The 20968-nt window shown below is 35.8% G+C and carries 24 protein-coding genes and 1 tRNA gene; 13 read left to right on the top strand and 12 right to left on the bottom strand.

Annotated features, from left to right (window positions below; genetic code table 11):
• Nucleotides 1–9: 9 nt before the first annotated feature.
• Together argB and thrC are read left to right on the top strand one after the other, a co-directional pair.
• On the top strand, nt 10–855 hold the full coding sequence (gene argB, locus ACZ47B_RS02330; RefSeq protein ID WP_464895071.1) for an acetylglutamate kinase: 846 nt from the start codon (nt 10–12) through the stop codon (nt 853–855).
• Nucleotide 856: 1 nt separating this feature from the next.
• Nucleotides 857–2335, top strand: a complete 1479-nt coding sequence (gene thrC, locus ACZ47B_RS02325; protein WP_464895070.1) for a threonine synthase — start codon at nt 857–859, stop codon at nt 2333–2335.
• A gap of 10 nt (nt 2336–2345) precedes the next feature.
• Here the strand turns inward: thrC and ilvA are convergent, their stop codons facing one another.
• Together ilvA and ACZ47B_RS02315 are read right to left on the bottom strand one after the other, a co-directional pair.
• Complete coding sequence (gene ilvA / locus ACZ47B_RS02320) at nt 2346–3554, bottom strand: threonine ammonia-lyase (RefSeq protein ID WP_464895069.1); 1209 nt, start codon at nt 3552–3554, stop codon at nt 2346–2348.
• A gap of 10 nt (nt 3555–3564) precedes the next feature.
• Nucleotides 3565–4002: a CoA-binding protein gene (locus ACZ47B_RS02315; RefSeq protein WP_464895068.1), complete on the bottom strand. Its 438-nt coding sequence runs from the start codon at nt 4000–4002 to the stop codon at nt 3565–3567.
• Between the two features lie 164 nt (nt 4003–4166).
• On the opposite strand from ACZ47B_RS02315, the gene ACZ47B_RS02310 reads away from it, so the two are divergent.
• Nucleotides 4167–4598 (top strand): hypothetical protein, encoded by a 432-nt coding sequence (locus ACZ47B_RS02310; RefSeq protein ID WP_464895067.1) that lies wholly within the window; start codon nt 4167–4169, stop codon nt 4596–4598.
• 85 nt (nt 4599–4683) lie between these two features.
• On the opposite strand, the gene ACZ47B_RS02305 is transcribed toward ACZ47B_RS02310, so the two are convergent.
• Together ACZ47B_RS02305 and ACZ47B_RS02300 are read right to left on the bottom strand one after the other, a co-directional pair.
• Nucleotides 4684–4998 carry a transposase gene (locus ACZ47B_RS02305; protein ID WP_464895745.1) on the bottom strand — a complete coding sequence of 105 codons (315 nt, stop codon included), beginning with the start codon at nt 4996–4998 and terminating at the stop codon, nt 4684–4686.
• 62 nt (nt 4999–5060) lie between these two features.
• A complete protein-coding gene (locus ACZ47B_RS02300) occupies nt 5061–5630 on the bottom strand; it encodes a hypothetical protein (protein WP_464895066.1) in 570 nt (189 codons plus the stop codon).
• Nucleotides 5631–5929: 299 nt separating this feature from the next.
• Here ACZ47B_RS02300 and ACZ47B_RS02295 point away from each other — a divergent pair, with 299 nt between their 5' ends.
• Nucleotides 5930–7168 carry an IS110 family RNA-guided transposase gene (locus tag ACZ47B_RS02295; RefSeq protein WP_464895065.1) on the top strand — a complete coding sequence of 413 codons (1239 nt, stop codon included), beginning with the start codon at nt 5930–5932 and terminating at the stop codon, nt 7166–7168.
• A 297-nt stretch (nt 7169–7465) separates the two neighbouring features.
• Here ACZ47B_RS02295 and ACZ47B_RS02290 read toward each other — a convergent pair whose 3' ends face one another.
• From ACZ47B_RS02290 to ACZ47B_RS02255, 8 genes are all read right to left on the bottom strand, one after another.
• Nucleotides 7466–8290 (bottom strand): hypothetical protein, encoded by an 825-nt coding sequence (locus tag ACZ47B_RS02290; RefSeq protein WP_464895064.1) that lies wholly within the window; start codon nt 8288–8290, stop codon nt 7466–7468.
• On the bottom strand, nt 8287–9027 hold the full coding sequence (locus ACZ47B_RS02285) for a metallophosphoesterase (protein WP_464895063.1): 741 nt from the start codon (nt 9025–9027) through the stop codon (nt 8287–8289). Before ACZ47B_RS02285 ends, ACZ47B_RS02290 begins: the two co-directional genes overlap by 4 nt.
• Nucleotides 9024–9299, bottom strand: coding sequence for a hypothetical protein (locus ACZ47B_RS02280; protein WP_464895062.1), 276 nt, complete (start codon nt 9297–9299; stop codon nt 9024–9026). Before ACZ47B_RS02280 ends, ACZ47B_RS02285 begins: the two co-directional genes overlap by 4 nt.
• A 601-nt stretch (nt 9300–9900) precedes the next feature.
• Nucleotides 9901–10191: a nucleotidyltransferase family protein gene (locus ACZ47B_RS02275; RefSeq protein WP_464895061.1), complete on the bottom strand. Its 291-nt coding sequence runs from the start codon at nt 10189–10191 to the stop codon at nt 9901–9903.
• Between the two features lie 19 nt (nt 10192–10210).
• Nucleotides 10211–11317, bottom strand: a complete 1107-nt coding sequence (gene trmA / locus ACZ47B_RS02270) for a tRNA (uridine(54)-C5)-methyltransferase TrmA (RefSeq protein WP_464895060.1) — start codon at nt 11315–11317, stop codon at nt 10211–10213.
• 33 nt (nt 11318–11350) lie between these two features.
• Nucleotides 11351–12082: a flagellar type III secretion system pore protein FliP gene (gene fliP, locus ACZ47B_RS02265; RefSeq protein WP_464895059.1), complete on the bottom strand. Its 732-nt coding sequence runs from the start codon at nt 12080–12082 to the stop codon at nt 11351–11353.
• Nucleotides 12079–12876, bottom strand: a complete 798-nt coding sequence (locus tag ACZ47B_RS02260; protein WP_464895058.1) for a flagellar motor protein MotB — start codon at nt 12874–12876, stop codon at nt 12079–12081. Before ACZ47B_RS02260 ends, fliP begins: the two co-directional genes overlap by 4 nt.
• A gap of 13 nt (nt 12877–12889) precedes the next feature.
• Nucleotides 12890–13657: a motility protein A gene (locus tag ACZ47B_RS02255; protein ID WP_464895057.1), complete on the bottom strand. Its 768-nt coding sequence runs from the start codon at nt 13655–13657 to the stop codon at nt 12890–12892.
• A gap of 161 nt (nt 13658–13818) precedes the next feature.
• Between ACZ47B_RS02255 and glmU the strand changes: the two genes are divergently transcribed.
• The 9 genes from glmU to ACZ47B_RS02210 all read left to right on the top strand — a co-directional run bounded on the left by glmU (nt 13819) and on the right by ACZ47B_RS02210 (nt 20968).
• A complete protein-coding gene (glmU, locus tag ACZ47B_RS02250) occupies nt 13819–15111 on the top strand; it encodes a bifunctional UDP-N-acetylglucosamine diphosphorylase/glucosamine-1-phosphate N-acetyltransferase GlmU (RefSeq protein ID WP_464895056.1) in 1293 nt (430 codons plus the stop codon).
• Between the two features lie 2 nt (nt 15112–15113).
• On the top strand, nt 15114–16379 hold the full coding sequence (gene coaBC / locus ACZ47B_RS02245) for a bifunctional phosphopantothenoylcysteine decarboxylase/phosphopantothenate--cysteine ligase CoaBC (RefSeq protein WP_464895055.1): 1266 nt from the start codon (nt 15114–15116) through the stop codon (nt 16377–16379).
• A gap of 10 nt (nt 16380–16389) precedes the next feature.
• Nucleotides 16390–17097: a hypothetical protein gene (locus tag ACZ47B_RS02240; RefSeq protein ID WP_464895054.1), complete on the top strand. Its 708-nt coding sequence runs from the start codon at nt 16390–16392 to the stop codon at nt 17095–17097.
• A 2-nt stretch (nt 17098–17099) separates the two neighbouring features.
• Entirely contained in the window at nt 17100–17780 is a 681-nt protein-coding gene (locus tag ACZ47B_RS02235) for a di-trans,poly-cis-decaprenylcistransferase (protein ID WP_464895053.1), read from the top strand.
• 62 nt (nt 17781–17842) lie between these two features.
• Nucleotides 17843–18580: a prepilin peptidase gene (locus ACZ47B_RS02230; RefSeq protein ID WP_464895052.1), complete on the top strand. Its 738-nt coding sequence runs from the start codon at nt 17843–17845 to the stop codon at nt 18578–18580.
• Entirely contained in the window at nt 18577–19596 is a 1020-nt protein-coding gene (locus tag ACZ47B_RS02225) for an LptF/LptG family permease (protein WP_464895051.1), read from the top strand. Before ACZ47B_RS02230 ends, ACZ47B_RS02225 begins: the two co-directional genes overlap by 4 nt.
• On the top strand, nt 19596–20360 hold the full coding sequence (truA, locus tag ACZ47B_RS02220) for a tRNA pseudouridine(38-40) synthase TruA (RefSeq protein ID WP_464895050.1): 765 nt from the start codon (nt 19596–19598) through the stop codon (nt 20358–20360). Before ACZ47B_RS02225 ends, truA begins: the two co-directional genes overlap by 1 nt.
• 13 nt (nt 20361–20373) lie before the next feature.
• Nucleotides 20374–20450 (top strand) — tRNA-Pro (locus ACZ47B_RS02215).
• 23 nt (nt 20451–20473) lie between these two features.
• Nucleotides 20474–20968, top strand: a complete 495-nt coding sequence (locus tag ACZ47B_RS02210; RefSeq protein WP_464895049.1) for a peptidylprolyl isomerase — start codon at nt 20474–20476, stop codon at nt 20966–20968.

Raw genomic sequence — 20968 nt, 5'->3', positions numbered from 1 at the left:
GGTGATACATTGAAAACCAAGATAGAAAAGGCTCAGATACTCTTAGATGCTCTTCCTTATATAAGAGAGCATGCAGGTAAAACCTTTGTCATAAAGTATGGAGGCTCTGCACAGGTAAATGAAATCTTAAAAGATAAATTCGCTCAAGATATTACTCTATTACATTTAGTAGGTATCAAGGTCATCATAGTTCACGGTGGCGGCAAAAAGATAACATCCTTGCTTGACAAGCTAAAAATAGATAGTGAATTTGTAGACGGTCTTAGAGTAACGGATAAAGAGAGCATGGAAGTAGTTGAGATGGTACTTAGCGGCAATATCAACAAAGAGATAACAACCATGCTCAACCACCATGGAGCAAAAGCTATAGGAATTACAGGAAAAGATGCCGATTTTTTCCATGCGAAACCTTTGGAAAACGGCAAATACGGTCTCGTTGGAGACATAACAAAAGTTGATACTACCGTAACACAAAAACTCATGGATGACGGTTTTGTTCCGGTTGTAGCTCCGATAGCGGCAAGCTATGACGGTGTAGGATTAAATGTCAATGCCGACTTGGTTGCAAGCAAGTTGGCTGCTAGCTTAAAAGCTGAAAAAATTATATTTTTAACAGATACTCTTGGAGTGCTCGATAAAGATAGAAACCTCTTATCGACCCTGAACAAAGATGAGATAACTACACTTATAGAAAAAGGTACGATAAGCGGAGGAATGCTTCCAAAAGTAAATGCTTCTCTTGAGGCGGTTGAAGCCGGCTGCAAAAAAGCTCACATCATAGATGGTCGCATCGAGCATTCCATTTTACTTGAAGTATTTACAAGCGAAGGCATAGGAACAGTTATAAAGGAGTAAGATGAATTTTATAGAAACAAGAGGAAATGACGGCAAAAAACCAAATAGCGTTACTTTCTCGCAAGCCATACAAAATCCCGGTGCGAGTTTTGGAGGGCTTTATGTGCCTGAAACTCTTCCACATATCGACAATGACTTTCTAAAAAGTTGCATAGGATTGTCATATAAAGAGTTCAGTAAAAAGATTATAAATCTTTTTCAAGTCGATATAGATGAAAAAGTTTTAGATAGTGCCTTGAATTTGTATGACAAGTGGGATGATAAGGATAATGTAGTTCCCGTTGAAAAAGTAGAAGATATACTCTTTGTAAGCGAACTATATCATGGTCCGACAAGAGCTTTTAAAGATATGGCACTTCAACCTTTTGGATATATACTTTCTCATCTTGCAAAAGAGGAAAATGAAGAGTATCTCATACTTGCCGCTACCAGTGGTGATACCGGACCTGCCACACTAAACAGTTTTGCCGACAAAGAAAATATAAAAGTAGTCTGCATCTATCCCGAAGGTGGCACAAGTGATGTGCAAAAACTGCAAATGGTCACACAAAAAGGTGATAATCTAAAAGTCATAGGCATAAACGGCAACTTCGATGATGCTCAAAGTGCTCTAAAATCACTATTGTCTTCAGATGACTTTAAAGAGGAATTGCAAAAAAAAGATATCAAACTAAGTGCGGCAAACTCTGTAAATTTTGGAAGGATAATATTTCAAATCATTTACCATATCTACTCTTATGTCAAACTCGTTGAAAAAGATGAGATACCTCTTGGAGGAGAGATATATATAGCAGTTCCAAGCGGTAACTTCGGCGATGCTTTGGGGGCTTACTATGCAAAAAAAATGGGCGTAAACATAAGAAAGATACTCATATCAGCCAATATAAACAATATACTAAGCGACCTCATAAATAAGGGAGTTTATGATATAAGAGGAAGGGAGCTTAAAAAAACCATTTCTCCTGCTATGGATATACTCATTTCATCCAATGTGGAAAGACTTCTTTATGACAAGTTCGGAGCTGTTAGATGTAAAGAGTTGATGGATTCATTAAAGCAAAAAGGATTTTACGAACTTACAAAAGAAGAGCATGAGAGTATCAAGAAAGATTTTAGAGGATATTACTGCAATGATGATGAAACCAAACACTATATATCTGAATATTCTGTAAAAAATTATCTCATGGATCCACATACTGCGACATGTATAAAAGCTTATGATGATATAAAGTGCTCAAGAAGAAAAACCGTTATCTGCTCAACTGCAGAGTGGACCAAGTTCGCTCCGGCGGTACTAAATGCCATAAGCTGTGATTTTAAAACCAAGTTTTCAGATCTTGAAGCGCTTGAGGGAGTTTCAAAAATCATGCACACCGATATCCCAAAATGCATATCGGAACTTTTCAAAGCTCCGATACTTCACAATACCGTTATAGAAAAAGATAAATTAAAAGATGAAATTATGAAGTTTTTAGGGTAATGACTTTACCCTAAAACTCTTCATGAAATCTATAGCCGTGCTCTTTTAAAGCTTCTCTTATACTGTTTTGATGCTCTTCACCTTTAGTCTCCAAAGCTATAGTGACATTTGCATCCCCGTAAGAAAGTGTAGTGGATGTTCTATCATAATCGATCTGTATGATATTGGCACTAAGTTCTTCAAATATATCGGTTAATTTTCTCAAAGATCCCGGCTTATCTATAAGTGTGATAAGTAACTTCATCTTTCTGTGAGCTTTTATCTGACCTTTTTCTATAATGACTGAGAGCATTCCGACATCTATGTTACCGCCGCTGATGACTACACCTACTTTTTTATCTTTGGCTTCTACCTTTTTATGTATCAAAGCTGCCACTCCGACTGCTCCAGCACCTTCAACCACTATCTTTTGTTTTTCAAGCAAAAATAAAACCGCATTTGCTATCTCATCATCACTGACTTGCACTATATCATCAACACACTCAAGTATGATACCCAAATTTTTCTCACTTGCATCTCTTACTGCAATCCCATCGGCTATGGTTCTTACATCTTTGGTACTAAGAGCCTTTTTTTCTCTAAAAGATTCATACATAGCAGGAGCTCCTTTTGCGGTTACTCCTATCACTTCTATATGAGGATCAAGCTGTTTTATGGCTGATCCTATACCGCTTATAAGCCCACCGCCTCCTATAGGAACAAGTATCATATCCAAATCATCAATCTCATCATGCATCTCAAGAGCAATTGTACCCTGCCCTGCTATGATCTTATCATCTTTAAATGGGTGTATGAAAGTAAGATTGTTCTCTTTTGCATAATTTAACGCATACTCATACGCTTCATCGTAGTTTTCACCCTTCAATATAACTTCCGCACCCAGAGCTTTTGTTCCTACGACTTTCAACAGCGGTGTTGCTTCAGGCATGATGATGATAGCCGGTACTCCAAAAGCCTTTGCACTGTATGCGACTCCTTGAGCATGGTTTCCCGCACTTGCAGCTATAACACCTCTTTTTTTCTCTTCATCACTTAAAGATGATATTTTATTGTAAGCACCTCTTATCTTGTATGCTCCGGTTATCTGAAGATTCTCCTTTTTTAAAAAAACATCACATCCGACCCTTTGACTAAGCAGTGGTGCATTGGCAAATGGTGTTTTGTTAACAACTCCGTTTATCTTCTTTTTTGCTTCTATGATTTCACTTAACGGTATCACTTATCTTACCTTATTGATTGTTTAAATTTACTCTATGTTCAACCATGGAGCATTTGTTTTGTACGACCTTTAAACCCATATCTTTAGCTCTTTTGGCAGCATTATTGTTTACTATACCTTTTTGAAGCCAAAGCACTTTTACATCACCTCTTTTTGCAATTTCATCTACGATACTATCTGCGATAGCCGGCTTTCTAAACATGTCAACCATATCTACTCTTTGCGGTATCTCACTTAAAGACCTATAAACCTTTTCTCCGAGTATCTCATCCTCTTTGGGGTAAACAGGTATGATTTTATAACCGACAGATTGTAGATACTTTGCAACCTTGTGACTATCTTTTTCAGGTTTAGGCGATAACCCTATAACAGCTATGGTTTCAACCTCTTCAAATATCTTTCTTATCTCGTCATTTTTCTCATTGACTGTAGGAAATTCACACTCCATATTCTCACCTTTTCATAATTTATCATTTCTCATCAAACCTCACAAATTTCCCAATACAAGGGAGTTTCAAGGCTTTTCTATGTTATCATACCTTATCAGAAAAAGTCCAATTTACTCATTTCATTTGGACTTTTTTGGGACTCAAATCGATCAAGGAGCCAGCCATGAAAACACTACTTAAACGCATACCCACCAACACAGCAGGAGTTTTTTATAAAGAGATTATATCGAAAAACAATAAAGTTATAGATAAAGTCTTTTTAATCAGATATACAGATGCAAACAACAAGCAAAGGTTAAAAACTATTGGAAAAAAATCTGATGGCATTACAGAAGCATACTGTAAAGCCAAATTAAGTGAAATCACTACCCGTATTAAACTTGGAGAAGAACTACCTCATATTGCTAAAAGAAAATCTAAACTTACCTTTGATGATTTAGCCCAAAAATATTTTACAGACAAAGAGTACACAACTAAAGAAGCTAAAAAAGAAAGAGCCAGATATATCAATCATATTCAAAAAGAACTGGGTCACTGTCTTCCTATCGTTGTATTACTTTCCTTACTTGCTTGCATTAACAATCTCTTTTTTTAAATTGTTACATTTTTACTTCACGTTTGTGGTACATTTTAGCACTGCGTTTGATAACGCCATTCCTACTATCATATAATTAATACACCTAAGTTATTACAAATAATCGCCGGCCTCCGTTAGCTTTATCACGATAGATGAATTGGTAAATCGTCTCATGATGAAGCTTTGTTCCGCGTTCTTGTTCGAGGTAGTTGACGATTTGCTCGGGGCTTAAGTCTTGCTCTATTAAGGTTCGTATCCAGCCTTGTACTTCAGGGGTGAGTTTTATGTGCTTTTTTGCTGTACATCGTCGTTCTACTGCAAAACGATTGGCTTGTTGATGGCGGTAGCCTTTTTTGCCTTTGTTTCGTTTTAATTCTCGGCTGATTGTTGAGGGACTGCGTCCTAGGTTTTGTGCTATGGCTTCTTGTGAAAAGCCGTTAAGTTTAGCTCAACTGGCTTTTCTTTTCTAGATTGCACTTATTATTCGAATCCGCCTCTAATTACCATTTTTAATGTTTGTAAAAAAGAAACTTTAATTTTTTCACCCCTAGAAGTTATAAAACATCCTAATGAAATAGGATCTTTATCCTCTATGTACATTCCTGAAAGAGTAAATAATATTTTGTTTTCTCTTATGATATTTTCTCGATGTGACATAATATTCAAAATGGCTGGTTCAGAATCAAGTTTATTTAAATCATAAATAATTTTAGCCTTAATTGCACAATCTATACCTCCCTTAATTTCTATAGTAATTTTTCTTTTTCCATATTTATTAAGTATTTCAGAATCTAGTTGATTTCCATTTGCCATATATCTAGAGTTTTGTTTAGCAAAGTTATTTATTTGTTCTATAATAATATTTTCTTCTTCTTGCATTAAATCTTTTAGATCATATGCTGAGCAAGAACCCTTTTCTTCATTTCTTTTTGCAACAGCTTTTTGATTTTCAGATTCACATTGTAAGCGAAGTTCTTCCATATCCGTAAGAATTTCAATTATATCATCGTCATCTATCCAAGTTATTTTTGGAAAAATTGTTGTACTCATATCTACTCCTATAATACATTTACACTTCTTATCACCCATGAAGGATAGGAAATGTAAAAAAGTTGTGTTAGTATAAAGACGGTTGATGTAACTGCTTTATGTAATTCACAGTCAATGGCACTGGATAAGACGATCGCTTCCTCCTTGTCAGAAGATGACCCAAGAAAGCCTATTGCGTTTAGTGCTACAACAAACTCACCTATGAAACGCTATTTGGGAACCTCCTTGTTTGAGGTTTACCAATCCATAGAGTTAGGAGGCTGTGAGACACAACTAAACACAATCAAGGAGTTTTTAGTATGTTTTATGTTGGTATCGATATAGCGAAAAGAAGTCATGTTGCATGTGTTATGCGTGATGACAACTCATTGGAGATCAGACCTTTTGAGTTTCCATCCACAAAAGGTGGATTTGAAAAACTAAGAGCACAGCTCTCTTCACTTGCTTGTGATGTGAGTGAAGTGCTTATCGGTATGGAGGCAATAGGGCTTCTGTTTGACAATCTCTACCGCTTTTTGCAATCTTTACACTATCGTGTGGTATTATTAAATCCATACCAAACAGCGAAGTTTAGAGAGATGGATACCATGAAGCGAGTAAAAAACGACAATATCGATGCACAGATGATAGCAGCGCTTATAAAGAGCGGACGCTTTAGTGAAGGGTATGTAAATGATGATCAATTACAATCTCTGCGAACACTCTATAGACACAGAGCAACTCTTGATGATCAGCTCAAAGCAATCAAGAGACAGACGCAAACGGTACTGACTGTTGTTTTTCCAGAGCTTGAACAAGTGATCTCTGATCCTTTTAACATCACAGGTTTAGCACTGCTTGAGAAGTATCCGACTGCAAAGCATTATGAATATGCCAGTGTAGAGAGAATCCTAAAAACCTTTCGAGGTATCAAAGGGAACAACTTCAATGAAGCAAAAGCCAAAAAACTCTTAGCACTTGCAAAAGAGAGCATCTACTCTGGCGCAGGCAAAGAAGGATATGAAGCGACTATTCGTTCAAACATCTCTCTTATGCGCCTGCTCAAAGAGCAGATGCACTCCGTTGAAGAAGCAATGCTTACTCTCTTTGAAGCCAAAGAAGCAACACAAGAAGAGCAACAGGAGATGTCAGATCTTATTGATAATTTGCGCACTATTCCAGGGGTTTCTGATAAAACCATTCTTGCACTGCTGGCGGAGTGCGGAAATCTTGACCGCTTTCATAATGCCAAAGCACTTACGGGCTATCTTGGACTCTATCCGACACTTGAGCAGTCAGGTGACAGTCAAAAAAACGGTCGCCTTGCAAAGCGGGGTGCCAGACTTGCTAAAAAGGCTATCTATCTGGCAGCCATTGCTGCTGTGAGACACAATAAAGAGCTCAGGCAGGTTTATATGAACTATCGAAGCAAGGGTCGAGCTAAAAAAGAGTGCATTATCATTACAGCAAGAAAACTGCTTGCTATAATCTATGCCATCTATACACACAATACACCTTACAATCCAAATAGGGTATTTGTAGCACAACCAAATCGATAAAACATATCTTGATTGTTTCTAATGCCATTGACAATGAATTGTTAAAGAGCACAACATCCATCCAATATCGGCTCTAACACATGCCGATACCTTTGTAATGTCGATTGATGGAACCATATGGTTTCATCTTCAAAACACTTCAAAATTGAAGTGCTTCAAAGATCAAACACACCTCTCGTGTTTTTTCTTTATTTTTTTATGCCGTTTAAGTTATTTCTTATAAAACGGCTTATAAAATATTCTCACATTTTACCCCCCCCAGTTAAAAACAAACTTAATTTAACAAATTTGTTACTTTCAAAACTGTGAGGTAAATATATTCTTATTCTCAGATCCATTGTCATACAATTGTGAATAAGGAATAGTTGCTGACATACTATCTAGATACGCTGCCCCTATCTGATCCATATCAAAGTAAACTGTAATATTTTTATCATTGAGTGTGAAATTATCCAACAGGTCTGTTTCGTTGAAGTCCATATCTTTAAATTTATGAGGATAGCGTTTGAGAAAATGTTCCTGGATCTTTAAACGCAGCATAGAGATTGCAGTCGTGTTGAGGATATCATTGATTGTGTATTGATGCCCATTTTTTAAATTGAAGTTGGCTGTAGAGTACCATGTGTAAGGATGCCTGTCTTCACAGTGCATTGCACTGCCTTTATATACTACACTTAAGAGATTGTTTTGAAAATATATGACTTTTGATGTTATTTTATAGGTTGTTGAACTTTGTATCTTCTCTTGTTGACTCATCTCTTTGAGTTTGCTGTTTATCTTTTTGGCAATTTTTTCACTGCTAAGCAATTGAACTTGAGGGTAACTGATATCTACACTGATATAAGAGGCTGCCGCATGGTAGGGACACTCAGGATCATAGTATTCATCTATACTGTAATTTGTCTGCAGAATGATATTTTTGTCATATGAATCTTCTTCTGCTAACATTGCTAACTTATTACTGTCTGATTCATTACTCTCTATGGTATCGTTATCCTCTGGGAAAATAGGATATAAAGGTAACTCAACTGCAGATGACTCTTCATTTTTATATGTGTAAAAAGTATAAATAGCTAATCCGGTAAAAAGGAAAAAGAAAAAGTAAAATATATATTTTTTCAATTCACTACCCTGCTAACAGAAACAACTTCACCACTTTCAACGCAAAAAGCACTCAGTTCATTATAGCCGTGTTTTTTGATATAGCATCCTGTATCAACATTGGTGTAGTTATCTTCTATCTCTACTCCAAACTCTACCGGGGTGTGACCGTGAATGTTGTAAATGGGTGTCTCTTTTTTGGGTGGCTGGCGATGCCATAGGGCATGATCTCTAAAGGTCTCTACTGCGTTTGGATTGTTATGATGGTGCCAGACATCCCCACAACTTGCATGGGTTATGACTACGGGCTTGCCATTTATCTTTTCATCAATTTCTATGTATAGAGGTAAAGTTTTTAGCCACTCAATATCGGATTGAAATTGGGTCATCCCTTCAGAGTTTTCAACACACTGCATCCCCTCTGTTTTATCATAACGCAAAAGTCCATATGAAAATAGCGTAGCATCACCGCCATTGTTATACCAAGAGTGCATAAAGCTGGCATTTGTAGAGTGTGGATATGTTTTTGTAAAACTTGTTCCATAGTTGATCATCAGATCTTCATGATTACCAAGAACACACCGATGATTGTTTTTGCGTACAAACTCTATCACTTCTTTTGATTTAGCTCCACGGTCTATCAAATCGCCTACAAAAATGAGTTCTGCATCTTTTGGGAGTTTTTGAGTAAGTTTGACAAGAGTGTCAAATTCACCGTGAACATCGCCGATGACATAGATTTTTTTCTTTTGACTCATAGCACTGCATCTATCCAGGCTTTCACTCTCTCGAGTCTATGTGGAGATGCTAGAATGTTAAGCATAACGACCACACCCAAACCAAAGATACCCACAAGAGAGAAGTTGTTATGTAATTTATTTCTAAGAACTATAAGTAATACAGATACAACTATAACAAGTGCAAAATATACATAAAAACCGTGTACACCCGTTAGTGTACTGTTCCGACCTAAAAACCATGTTGCTACCCAAATTATGAGAAGTATGACACTGCTTTGTGTTTTGTTCAAGCTCTCTCCTTATATTATATGTTTTTACATTAATTCATTATATATAAGTTTCATTAATATTTTCTTTTTATCATGTTTTTCAATCAGTTTTTCTATATATTGCTGATTGGATTAGGTTTGTAATGTTTTATCATTAGAAAATTTTTCTAACTTATCGATCTTTTTCATAATTTTTACAACATCTGGATAATATTTTGTATTGACAACCTTCAGCAAATCTTCGATCTGTACTCTATAAAAGCTGCATAACATTTTCGGCATGATCTGCGCCTAAAAATTGTTCTACATCTTTAATGGTGTATTTATTCACACAAGCCTGTTCAGGCAGTTTTTTAGAAATATACTCCACGCACATATCCTTGGCATCAAGGACGTTGAATTGTTCTATTGCCATATCAAAGGCAAATTTTTTACATCGTTTAAAATGCGCATTTCTTGTTGCTCATATGCATCACCATTAAATTTTGCAAATAGAATCTATTTTCCATTCCCATAGGAGAATCGAGAAAAAAATCACTACTGTCCACTACTTCAAATCTTTATTAAAACAATATTTATGGCATTTAAAATCTGTTCAAGCAGTTCACCAATAAGTGACTTATCATACATAAATTGCTTCTTTTTCTATGCGTTTTTTCAAATAAGGGTTCATTCTTTCTCTAAGTCTAACTATATCTACATTTTTATGAAAGAGATTTTGAAGATCTTCTTTTAAATGTACCAACATGAACATATCAGGGGTATTAGTTTTTATAAAAATATCAAGATCGCTCGACTCTGTTGCTTCTCCACGAGCTACCGATCCAAATATGCCAATATTTTCTATCCTATATTTATTAAGATTTTTTTGTTTGTATTGTGATAGCAATTTCAAAACATATTCACGATCCACAACCGCTCCTTTAGTATAATTATACCATTTTTGAAAGTATTATGCCACACTCCAAGTGGTTTGTATATGCAAATTGATCAAATATGGCAAATTTTTCAACTTTATGGGTTTCACTTAAAATACCAAGATCCCTTTTTAAAGTAAGAGGGTTACAGGAGATATAAATGATATGATCAAACCCTTGCAGTATATCCAAAGTTTTTCCATCAACTCCGGCTCTTGGGGGATCCACAAAAACCGTTTTAAAGTCATACATATCAAGATCTACCTCTTTTAATCTTCTAAATTCTCTCTCTTTCTTCAAAGCTTTACTCAACTCTTCACTAGACAGCCTTACGAAGGTTATATTATTTATATCATTTAGCTTGACATTTTCAAGGGCAGCTCTTATGGAATTTTTAGATACCTCCGTTGCAAGGACTTTGTTAAAATTTTCACTCAAAGGCAAGGTGAAGTTTCCATGTCCGCAGTAAAGCTCTAAAAAATCCCCTGTAAAATCGGAAGAATTTTTTTTGGCCCACGATATCATTTTTTCATTCACTCTTGTATTTGGCTGTAAAAAGGAGTTTTCTTGAATTTTATATATATACTCTCTACCGGAAATATTCAATCTTTGATATATAAAATCCTGACTTGCGATTAACTTTGTACCACGGCTTCTGCCTATGATATGGATATCCAAAGTTTTTTCCAATTCTTTGGCTTCATTTAGCCATGTCTTATCTATCTTTTTATGATAAATAAGAGTCACTGCCATGCTATCGCCGTTTATGAATTCTATGCCAAATAGCTTTTCTCTTAAAATAGAATTATTTTGGATATATGATATGATATTTGGCATCAGGCTTGCTATCTCTTTTTGAACGATTTGACACTTGTCTATAAGCACTATATCTTTTTTGTCAAATCCGTTCATAGCATAACTTATCTCATCACCCTTATGCCATATACGAAACTCTGCCCTATTTCTAAAGCTTTCTTCACTTGAGCTGAAAATTTCTATATCTTTATCATAAAACTCACTAAACTCATCTTTTATCTTTTTTGTTTTTATATCCAACTGCTCTTTATAGCTATACTCCCAAAGAGTACAACTGCCACATCTACCAAAATACTCACAATTCACTCACAACCCTTAACACTTTACTTATCCAGCCATTCACTTAAAACTTTCTACAAGATTTCCTACTAGAAGATTCCAGCCGTCGACCAAAACAAAAATAAGCAATTTAAAAGGCAGGGATATCATAACAGGGGGCAGCATCATCATACCCATACTCATTAAAACTGAACTTACGACCATATCTATAACCAAAAACGGCATATAGATAAGAAATCCTATCTCAAAAGCGGTTTTAAGCTCACTTATCATAAAAGCGGGAATAGCGACCATCAAGGGAACATCATCTATATTTTTTGGATTTTTCAAATGTCTTATCCTAAAAAATAGCGCCAAATCCTTCTCTCTTGTATTTCGTATCATAAATGATTTAAAAGGTTTGACGGCTTTAGTAAAAGCTTCTTGATACCCTATCTTTTTTTGAATATAGGGTTTTACGGCATTGTCATAAGCTTTTTCACCGACTGGCTGCATAATAAAAAAAGTAAGTATCATTGCAAGTGCGACCATCAATTGTGAAGGAGGCATTTGCTGCGTTCCCAAAGCTTGTCTTAAAAAAGAAAATACCACTACAAGCCTTATGAAACTTGTCATGACCATCACGATACTAGGAGCCAAAACCAATATGGTAAGAACAACCAAAACATTAAGGCTCGTAACAAGTTGTTCAGGGGTGTTTGGTGCAGAAAGCGAGAGGTTTACCGTTGGAATGGTAACTTTGTCCGCACCAAAAAGAGTAATGGAAAAAAATAACGCTATTATATATCTCATTTGCTGCTTTTGCTCATATCAAGTATACTTTTTTGAGCTTTGTTTTCACCATTTGTGCCGGCTGAGAAAAAGTAGAGTTCAACTCTTCTGTTTTTTGCTCTTCCTTCTGGTGTGGCATTTGATGCAACGGGGTTGTTCGAAGCTCTTCCGGAAGCTTTCAATCTTTTTGGATCGACTCCGTCTTTGATAAGCTCTTTTACCACCGAAACTCCTCTTGCGGCTGAAAGTTCCCAGTTGTCTTTATACGGACTGTTGACCGGCGGTGGAGTGGTATCGGTATATCCGATGGCATCTACTGTTATATTTTTTGGTAATTTTTGAACTATGAGAGATATTCGTTTTAAAAACAAGACGGCGTCATCATTGATGATCCTGGCATCTCCCGGTGCGAACAACAAGGTCGCAGGTAGTCTCAAAAGAAAACCTTTTTCAGCTTCTTCCAGGACTATATCCGGACTTCCTGTGGTTTTTAACATCTCATTTACTTCAGTAAGTGTTTTTTGAAACTGTTCGACTACATTTTTCTGTTGCATTTTTTCTTTACTGATTTTTATCTGCTGTACCGAAGGAAGCTCCACTTTTTCTCTGCTTATCTCCATCTTCGTTCCGCCTTCAAGCACACTAAGTGCGCCCGCTAACGATCCTATGGCTTCTTGAATCTTTTTGGCATCCATGCTCGACATCGAAAGGAGTAGAACGAAGAAAGTCAAAAGCAGTGACATCAAGTCACCAAATGCCGCCAGCCATCCCGGCAGACATTTCGGACAATCAGGTTCAGGACACTTTTTTGCCATTTAATTTACCTTATCATTTGTCAAACTGACTGACTCTCTCTTTTGGAGGTAGAAAAGCCAAAAGTTTTGCTTCAAGGTTTCTTGGATTGTCACCTGCTTGTATAGACATGATTCCCTCGATGATAAGAGTTTTAAGCAGTATCTCATCATTGTCTCTTATAAGAAGTATGTTCGCTATAGGAGCACCTACAATGTTACCAAGCATCGCTCCATACATCGTCGTAAGCAAAGCAACAGCCATAGCCGGACCGATAGCTGAGGGGTCACTCATGTTTAAGAGCATCGCAACAAGGCCTATAAGAGTTCCTATCATACCCATAGCACCGGCAAAACCGGCAATCTGATCAAAAAGTGAGGCATTTGACTTGTGTCTGTTACTGGCCTGGTCCATATCGATCTCCAAAAGTTCTCTTATGGTATCTGGTTCACTCCCGTCAACCGCCATAGAAAGACCTTTTTTCAAAAATTCATTCTCTTCGTTGTTTGCATCTGCTTCAAGCGCCAAAATACCGTCTTTTCTTGCCTTTGTGGAGTATTCGACCATTTTAGAGATAGTTGCTTGCAAATCAATCTGTGGAGGTTTTATAGCTATTTTGAAGACTTTTGCGGCAGCTTTGATCTGCTCCATTTTGAAGCCGACCATCAAAACACCTGTAGTTCCACCGAAAACTATAAGTATGGAAGGGATATCAATATATGGCCCTAACCCGACACCCATCGCCATCGCACCAAATAGCAGTGCTAAAGTTAACACTAAACCTATAACGGTTCCCAAATCCATATATCTACACCTTACATGAGAGTATTTGATATTTATTTTAATGACTTTTGCGTTAAAAGTTGATTAAATCTTTTATAATATCGTCAATTTATCCAATTAGATGAGAGTTTAATCATTTTTTCGATAAAATTCATTTTAATATTTGGGCAAGGATAAAATATATGCAAAAAATATCGATTGTTATTTTAGCGGCAGGATTTGGCACGAGGATGAAATCAGCCCTGCCTAAAGTTCTACATACTATAAGCGGCTATCCGATGATTTACTACTCTATAAAAGAAGCTAAGAAATTAAGCGATGATATAAAAGTAGTACTTTACAATCGCTCGGATTTGGTCAAAGAAGAGATAAGAAAATATTTTGATGATATAGAGTTTATCATCCAAGATGTCGAAAATTACCCGGGAACCGGTGGAGCTTTGAGAAATATTGACTTCAAATACGATAAAGTTTTGATACTAAACGGCGATATGCCTCTTATCAGCAGCAATGAACTTGAAAAATTTGGAAAGATAGAAGCAGATATAGTTATGAGCGTTATAAGACTCGAAGATCCAAGCGGATATGGAAGAGTAGATATAAAAAACAGTGAAGTTAAAAAAATCATAGAACAAAAAGATGCTTCACAGGAGGAATTGGCTATCAAAACGGTAAATGCAGGAGTATATCTTGTGAAAAAAGATGTACTTGAAAGTTATATTCCATTGCTAAAAAATGAAAATAGATCAAAAGAGTACTATCTAACCGATATCATAGAGTTGGCAAAAAAAGATAAGAAAGTTGTAAAACCCATCTATGTTGAAGAAGAGAATTTCAAAGGTGTAAACTCAAAAAAAGACTTATCTCATGCTGAAGAAATTATGCAAAAAAGGATAAAAGATAACCTTATGACAAACGGGATAACACTTAGACTACCTGATACTATATACATCGAAGAGGGAGTTGAGTTTGATGGAGAATGTACAGTCGAAAACGGAGTATCCATACTAAAAGGAAGCAAGATAACAAATTCACATATCAAGTCAAATTCCATCATAGAAGAAAGTACTATCATAAACTCTTCTATAGGACCATTAGCTCACATAAGACCCAAGTCACACATAGAGGATTCTCATATAGGAAATTTCACCGAAGTTAAAAAATCGACCCTAAAAGGTGTCAAGGCAGGGCATTTAAGTTATCTTGGAGACAGCGATATAGACGAAGGCACAAACATAGGTGCAGGTACCATCACATGTAACTATGACGGTAAAGCCAAGTACAAAACAAAAATAGGAAAAAATGTCTTTATAGGAAGCGATACACAGATAGTAGCACCCGTAACCATAGAAGATGATGTTATGGTTGCCGCAGGCACTACGGTAACAAAAGATATCAAAAAAGGCTCTTTGGCTATAAGCAGAACAGCGCTTAAAACCATAGAAAACTTTTTTTACAAATTTTTCGGGAAATAGACATGTATAAAAATTTACTAAAAGATAAAAAAATTGTAGTCGGTGTAACAGGCTCCATAGCCATATACAAATCACTTGAGCTTATAAGGCTTTTTATAAAAAGCGGGGCAAAAGTAAGAGTAGTTATGAGTGAGAGCGCAAAAGGGTTCATCACTCCTTTGACATTTGAAGCTATCAGCCAAAACAGAGTGCTGACTAAAGAGAGTGAAAGCTGGGCAAACGATGATAATCATATAGGCATATCAAAATGGGCAGATATATTTGTCATTGCTCCCGCAAGCGCAAACACTATCAATAAAATAGGAGCAGGTATCGCAGACAATCTTCTGCTTGAATCAATACTGGCTTTTAACAAACCCCTACTCATAGCACCTGCAGCCAATACAAATATGTACCTAAATCCCAATACCCAGGGCAATCTTAAAAAATTGAAAGTTTTCGGTCATATCATCATAGAGCCTCAAAACAAACTTCTTGCCTGCAATGATGAAGGCATAGGAGCGATGGCTGAGCCTATGGAGATATTTTACAAGTGCGCAAAAGAACTCATAAAAGATGACTTTTGGTGTGATAGAAGAGTTGTGATAACAGGAGGGGGAACGATAGAAAAAATCGATGATGTAAGATATATATCAAATTTTTCCAGCGGTAAAATGGCTTCGTCCCTTGCAACGGCGCTATATCTAAAAGGAAGTGATGTATGCCTCGTATCTACACGCAAAAACGAAAATTTGCCACAAGAAATTTATACACTTGATGTTGAAAGTTCTCAAGAGATGTTAAACATGACTCAAAAAACTCTAGAGGTCGCCAAGAAAGGTATGATGAGCAAACCCAATATCAACGAAAAAGAAGCTCCGAAGCTCATAAAAAAAACCCCCTATCTCTTTATGGCAGCAGCCGTGAGTGATTTTGTCCCAGCTTCACAACAAAACGGAAAGATAAAAAAAGAGCAGATGCAAGATGGTTTTGAATTGAAACTCAAAAAAAATATAGATATCTTAAAATCTTTGGATAAAAGCGGTATAAAAAGCGTAGGTTTTAAAGTGGAAACTGATCTGAAAACTGCCAAACAAAATGCAAAAAGAATGATAGAAGAAAAAGATATAGATGCAGTATGCCTAAATATCATCTCAAAAGAAAACAGTTTTGGCTCCGAAACGAATGAGATAGAATTTATGGATAAAGCAGGAGTTGAAAGTAAAATCGATAAAGATACAAAACTTGCCGTATCGTTTAAAATACTTGAATTAGCCAAAAAATTATAAGGCAAATAGCTTGAGTGTTGAAGAGTTTTTAAAAGTTTTTTTCAATTTGCTTTTTCAAGTAAAAAGAGATAAAGAGTTGACGCTTAAAAATTCACCCTTGGTCTCCATGAAAGTCCATAAAAAAATCGACTATAAAAGATATGAGCTTTTTGTAAACTCAAAAAAGATCATTTGTATCTCACACAAAGACCTTGAAGTATCAAAAAACTACTGGTGTATCATATCTATGGACAACGACGGCATCATCACGCTTTCAAACCTGCAAAAACAGCCCAAATTTTTCCAACAAAACAGTTTCTTTTCTTTTGAGATACCGTTTAAAAAAATTATTGATGATTTAAATTCTCATGAGTTTAAATCAAGCTACATACATACTTTAAAATCACAAAAAATCACAGATAAAAATATACTGAACAAATTTCTATTTTGCCTTGAAAATGATATACTCTCCTACCCTCTTTTTTTAAATAATGAAAAAATGCTGTTGCAGTTTAAAATCATAAATAAGAATTTAAATGAAAAAATTGTACAATATTATTTTGCATTTAAAAATTATGGTAGTTTTTTCGGAGAGATAAAAAAGAACTCTCCGGTTTCGATAGTATCAAAGTATCATATCATTGATACAGATAATCATGGGGGAATTATTTTTGAAAAAGGTAAAAAAGCGGAACCCTTGTGTGAAATCTCCAAGAGCATACTTGATATAAAAGGTTAGAATTGAACGATATAAAACATGTCGCTATCATTATGGATGGTAATGGCAGATGGGCGAATTTGAAAGATAAAAAAAGAATTTTTGGCCATGAAAAAGGTGCCGATACCGTTAGAAATATCACTATACATGCAGCAAATAAAAATCTTCCCTATCTGACTTTGTATGCTTTTAGTACCGAGAACTGGAAAAGACCTAAGATTGAGGTTGACTTCCTTATGAAACTGTTGGATGATTATCTAAAAAAAGAGCTTGACACCTATATAAAACATAATGTGAGATTCAATATCATCGGGGATATAAGCAAATTTTCACCAAAACTGCAAGAGCGTATAGAAAAAACAAAAGATGCTACAAAAGAGTGTAGCGGTATGACTCAGACTCTGGCTATAAATTATGGCTCAAAAGATGAAATAGCAAGAGCGGTCAACAAGGTGTGTAAATATAAAAAAAACGATATAACCGTAGAAGATATACAAAATCATCTTGATACCAAAGATATACCCGAAGTTGACATACTCATACGAACCGGCGGTCAAAAAAGACTCTCAAACTTTCTTTTGTGGCAAAATGCCTATAGTGAATTTTTCTTCAGCGATACTTTGTGGCCTGATTTTGGAGCAGATGAATTCGATGATATAATGAGTAGGTTTAAGACAATAAAAAGAAACTTTGGTGGAATCTAAACATGGTAAATAAATCAGGATTTCAAAAAATCGGCTCACAAATAAATAGGGAGATTGTTTAAGTGAATGAATTGTATCTTATACTGTTTGGTGTGCTGGGACTTGCTATAGGGTCATTTTTGAATGTAGTGATATTTAGACTGCCTAGAGATGAAAATATAGCATATCCCGCTTCTCACTGCACAAGTTGCAACAAGCCTCTTAAATGGTGGCACAATGTACCTCTGCTTTCATATATATTCTTAGGTGGAAAGTGTTACTACTGCAAAGAGAAGATTTCTCTACAGTATCCCTTGATAGAACTTTCAAGTGCCGCTATATTTGCTCTTTCATATCTAAAAACCGCTGATTTGACAGAGGGCTTGATAATAGCAAGTGTGTTTGATCTTCTTTTAGCACTATCCATGATAGACTTCAGATATAAAGCTGTTCCTGATAGCTTAAACCTTTTAGCACTAAGTTTGGCCATTTTTAACGGAGATATTCTTGCCTCTTTTACCAACGCTCTTTTGTTTGCCGGAGGCTTTACACTTTTGAGATTTTATGTATCATATGTCATAAAAAAAGAGGCTCTTGGTGAAGCGGATATCATGATAGCTGCTACCATAGGAGCGATACTTGGTGTAAAACTTGGACTTTTTGCCATATTTTTCTCCGCCGTTATAGCGTTACCTGTTTTTGTGATAGTAGGCAAAAAAGATATTCAGCTTCCTTTTATACCGTTTTTGGCACTTGCTCTTTTCATCACTTATCTCTTTGACGGATACTTTATGAAACTTTTGGATTGGCTTTATAAATGAACAAGATAAACAGATATATCCTTAAAAATTTTGCTGAATCATTCAATCCTATATTTTTTACACTTTTTTTTATGGTATCTATCATATATTTTATAAAAATTGCTCAGATAACAGCTATCATAAAAGTAACATTTTTGGAATTGAGTGAGCTTTATCTTTTTATACTGCCAAGAATCATCATATATACGTTTCCTTTGGTATTTTTTATAGCTATTGCCTTGACTCTTGCTAAAATGTCAAAAGACAATGAGATAAGTGTGATATTCTCTTTTGGCGTATCACCCAAAAAGATAGTCAGGCTTTTTTTCATACTCTCTTTTGTGGTATCACTTTTTTTACTGGTGAATGCTTTGTTTTTAGTACCTATATCAAAACAGCTTTATAAAAATTTCGTAGATGTCAAAAAAGCTGAAGCGAAACTCAATATAACCGCTATGGAGTTTGGACAGAAATTTTCCAATTGGCTTGTTTTTATCAACAAATCCAAAAAACAAAACAGTTTTCAAGATATCATAATGTACTCAAAAGAGAAAAACAAAGAGGATTTTATCATAGCAAAAGATGCTTCCATAAAAAACTCAAAAGGTGTTTTGAACCTACACTTGCAAAACGGAAAAGCTTTTGTCATAGAAAAAGACGATATCAAACAAACAGATTATAAAACCATGAATATATACAATAGTAAAAACCTGGAAATTTCCGGAAGCAAAGGGGTTTTGTCATACTGGCTAAAAGGACTTGAAGATAAAGGCAGAGCTAAAGATTTTGCAACTTTTATACTAATTTCGGTATTTCCTCTGTTTGCTTTTTTACTTTCTGTTAGCATAGGTATATTCAACCCAAGATATGAAAGAAGCAATGCTTACATTTACATCTTTACAGCTATCTTTAGCTATTATGTCATGATGTACTATCTTATATCCATAAACCCACTTTTAAGCCTTATGCTCGTTCCATTCATAACACTACTTTGTTCGATACTGCTTTTTAAAAGAAAAGTCTTAAAAAGGTACTGATGAATACCACCCACTCTTCAGCGCACACACTTCAGAGATTGCGAGCCAAGATAACTCTTGAGTATGACGGAAGCAAATTTCAAGGGTATCAGATACAAAAAGAGACTAAAAATACGATTTCACAAAAACTTCAAGATGCTTTTTATATGCTAAATATCACTTCCAAAGCCACTGCAAGTGGAAGAACGGACGCAGGAGTACACGCCACGGGACAAGTTATACACATAGACTTACCTGGATTTTGGAAGGATTTAAACAAGCTTGCATACTCGTTAAATAAGATACTTTATCCTTCTATCCGCATAAAAAAGGCTGAATTTACAGATAAGGATTTTCATGCAAGATTCGATGCTAAAAAAAGAGTTTACAGATATATCGTCTCAACCAAAGAGCCAAATGTTTTTTTGAACCCACATATAACTTTTGTTAAAAGTATAGAATATAAAAGCATCGAAGATGCCATCAAGCTGTTTGAGGGTGAGCATGATTTTGAATATTTTAAAAAAACGGGAAGTGATACAAAAAATTACACAAGAGAGATATATAAAACGGATTTTTACAGATATAAGGATTTTTATATATTTTATTTTGAAGGAAACGGTTTTTTAAGATCACAGATAAGAATGATGGTAAGCTTTTTACTTCAGATATCTGATGGAAAATTAAGTAAAAATGAGTTAAAATTACAACTTGAAAAAAAAGGTATATTTTCAACCTCTTTGGCACCGCCAAACGGCCTATACCTTGCAAAGATCAAGTATTAACTACATTTAATGTCGGAGCGTAGCGCAGCCTGGTAGCGCGCACCCTTGGGGTGGGTGAGGTCGCTGGTTCAAGTCCAGTCGTTCCGACCATTTTTTAAAAATCAAAACAAAGGATGATTGTGTCTTTAAAAACTTATGATTACTCAAAAGAAGAGTTGGAAAAATTCAAATATGCTATCATACACACAGACAAAGGCGATATAAAACTAAGACTCTACCCGGAAGAAGCTCCAAATACAGTAGCAAATTTTGCCACTTTGGCAAACGATGGATTTTACGATGATTTAAATTTTCACAGAGTCATTCCCGGTTTTGTTGCCCAAGGAGGATGCCCTCACGGCACCGGTACGGGAGGTCCCGGCTGGAGTATAGCGTGTGAATGCGATAACAATGTCCACAAACACGAAAAAGGTACACTATCTATGGCACACGCCGGAAGAGACACAGGCGGAAGTCAGTTTTTTATATGCTTTGAGCCTCAGCCTCACTTAGACGGAATGCATACTGTTTTTGGCGGTATAGAAAAAGATGATAAAGAGAGCTTTGAAGTTTTGAACTCTCTAAAGCAGGGTGACAAGATAAAGTCTATAGAAATTACCGACAGATAG

The sequence above is a fragment of the Thiofractor thiocamini genome (genome assembly GCF_055384375.1).
This window is presented reverse-complemented; position numbering and strand designations above follow the sequence as displayed.

Bases quoted from the DNA above. Each gene is read 5' to 3' on its own strand.
- truA (WP_464895050.1), top strand. From the start codon at position 19,596: ATGAATACCACCCACTCTTCAGCGCACACACTTCAGAGATTGCGAGCC.
- ACZ47B_RS02310 (WP_464895067.1), top strand. From the start codon at position 4,167: ATGAAAACACTACTTAAACGCATACCCACCAACACAGCAGGAGTTTTT.
- coaBC (WP_464895055.1), top strand. From the start codon at position 15,114: ATGTATAAAAATTTACTAAAAGATAAAAAAATTGTAGTCGGTGTAACA.
- ACZ47B_RS02285 (WP_464895063.1), bottom strand. From the start codon at position 9,027: ATGAGTCAAAAGAAAAAAATCTATGTCATCGGCGATGTTCACGGTGAA.
- ACZ47B_RS02315 (WP_464895068.1), bottom strand. From the start codon at position 4,002: ATGGAGTGTGAATTTCCTACAGTCAATGAGAAAAATGACGAGATAAGA.
- ACZ47B_RS02255 (WP_464895057.1), bottom strand. From the start codon at position 13,657: ATGGATTTGGGAACCGTTATAGGTTTAGTGTTAACTTTAGCACTGCTA.
- fliP (WP_464895059.1), bottom strand. From the start codon at position 12,082: ATGAGATATATAATAGCGTTATTTTTTTCCATTACTCTTTTTGGTGCG.
- ACZ47B_RS02210 (WP_464895049.1), top strand. From the start codon at position 20,474: ATGATTGTGTCTTTAAAAACTTATGATTACTCAAAAGAAGAGTTGGAA.
- ACZ47B_RS02260 (WP_464895058.1), bottom strand. From the start codon at position 12,876: ATGGCAAAAAAGTGTCCTGAACCTGATTGTCCGAAATGTCTGCCGGGA.
- glmU (WP_464895056.1), top strand. From the start codon at position 13,819: ATGCAAAAAATATCGATTGTTATTTTAGCGGCAGGATTTGGCACGAGG.
- ACZ47B_RS02300 (WP_464895066.1), bottom strand. From the start codon at position 5,630: ATGAGTACAACAATTTTTCCAAAAATAACTTGGATAGATGACGATGAT.
- ACZ47B_RS02225 (WP_464895051.1), top strand. From the start codon at position 18,577: ATGAACAAGATAAACAGATATATCCTTAAAAATTTTGCTGAATCATTC.
- thrC (WP_464895070.1), top strand. From the start codon at position 857: ATGAATTTTATAGAAACAAGAGGAAATGACGGCAAAAAACCAAATAGC.
- ACZ47B_RS02295 (WP_464895065.1), top strand. From the start codon at position 5,930: ATGTTTTATGTTGGTATCGATATAGCGAAAAGAAGTCATGTTGCATGT.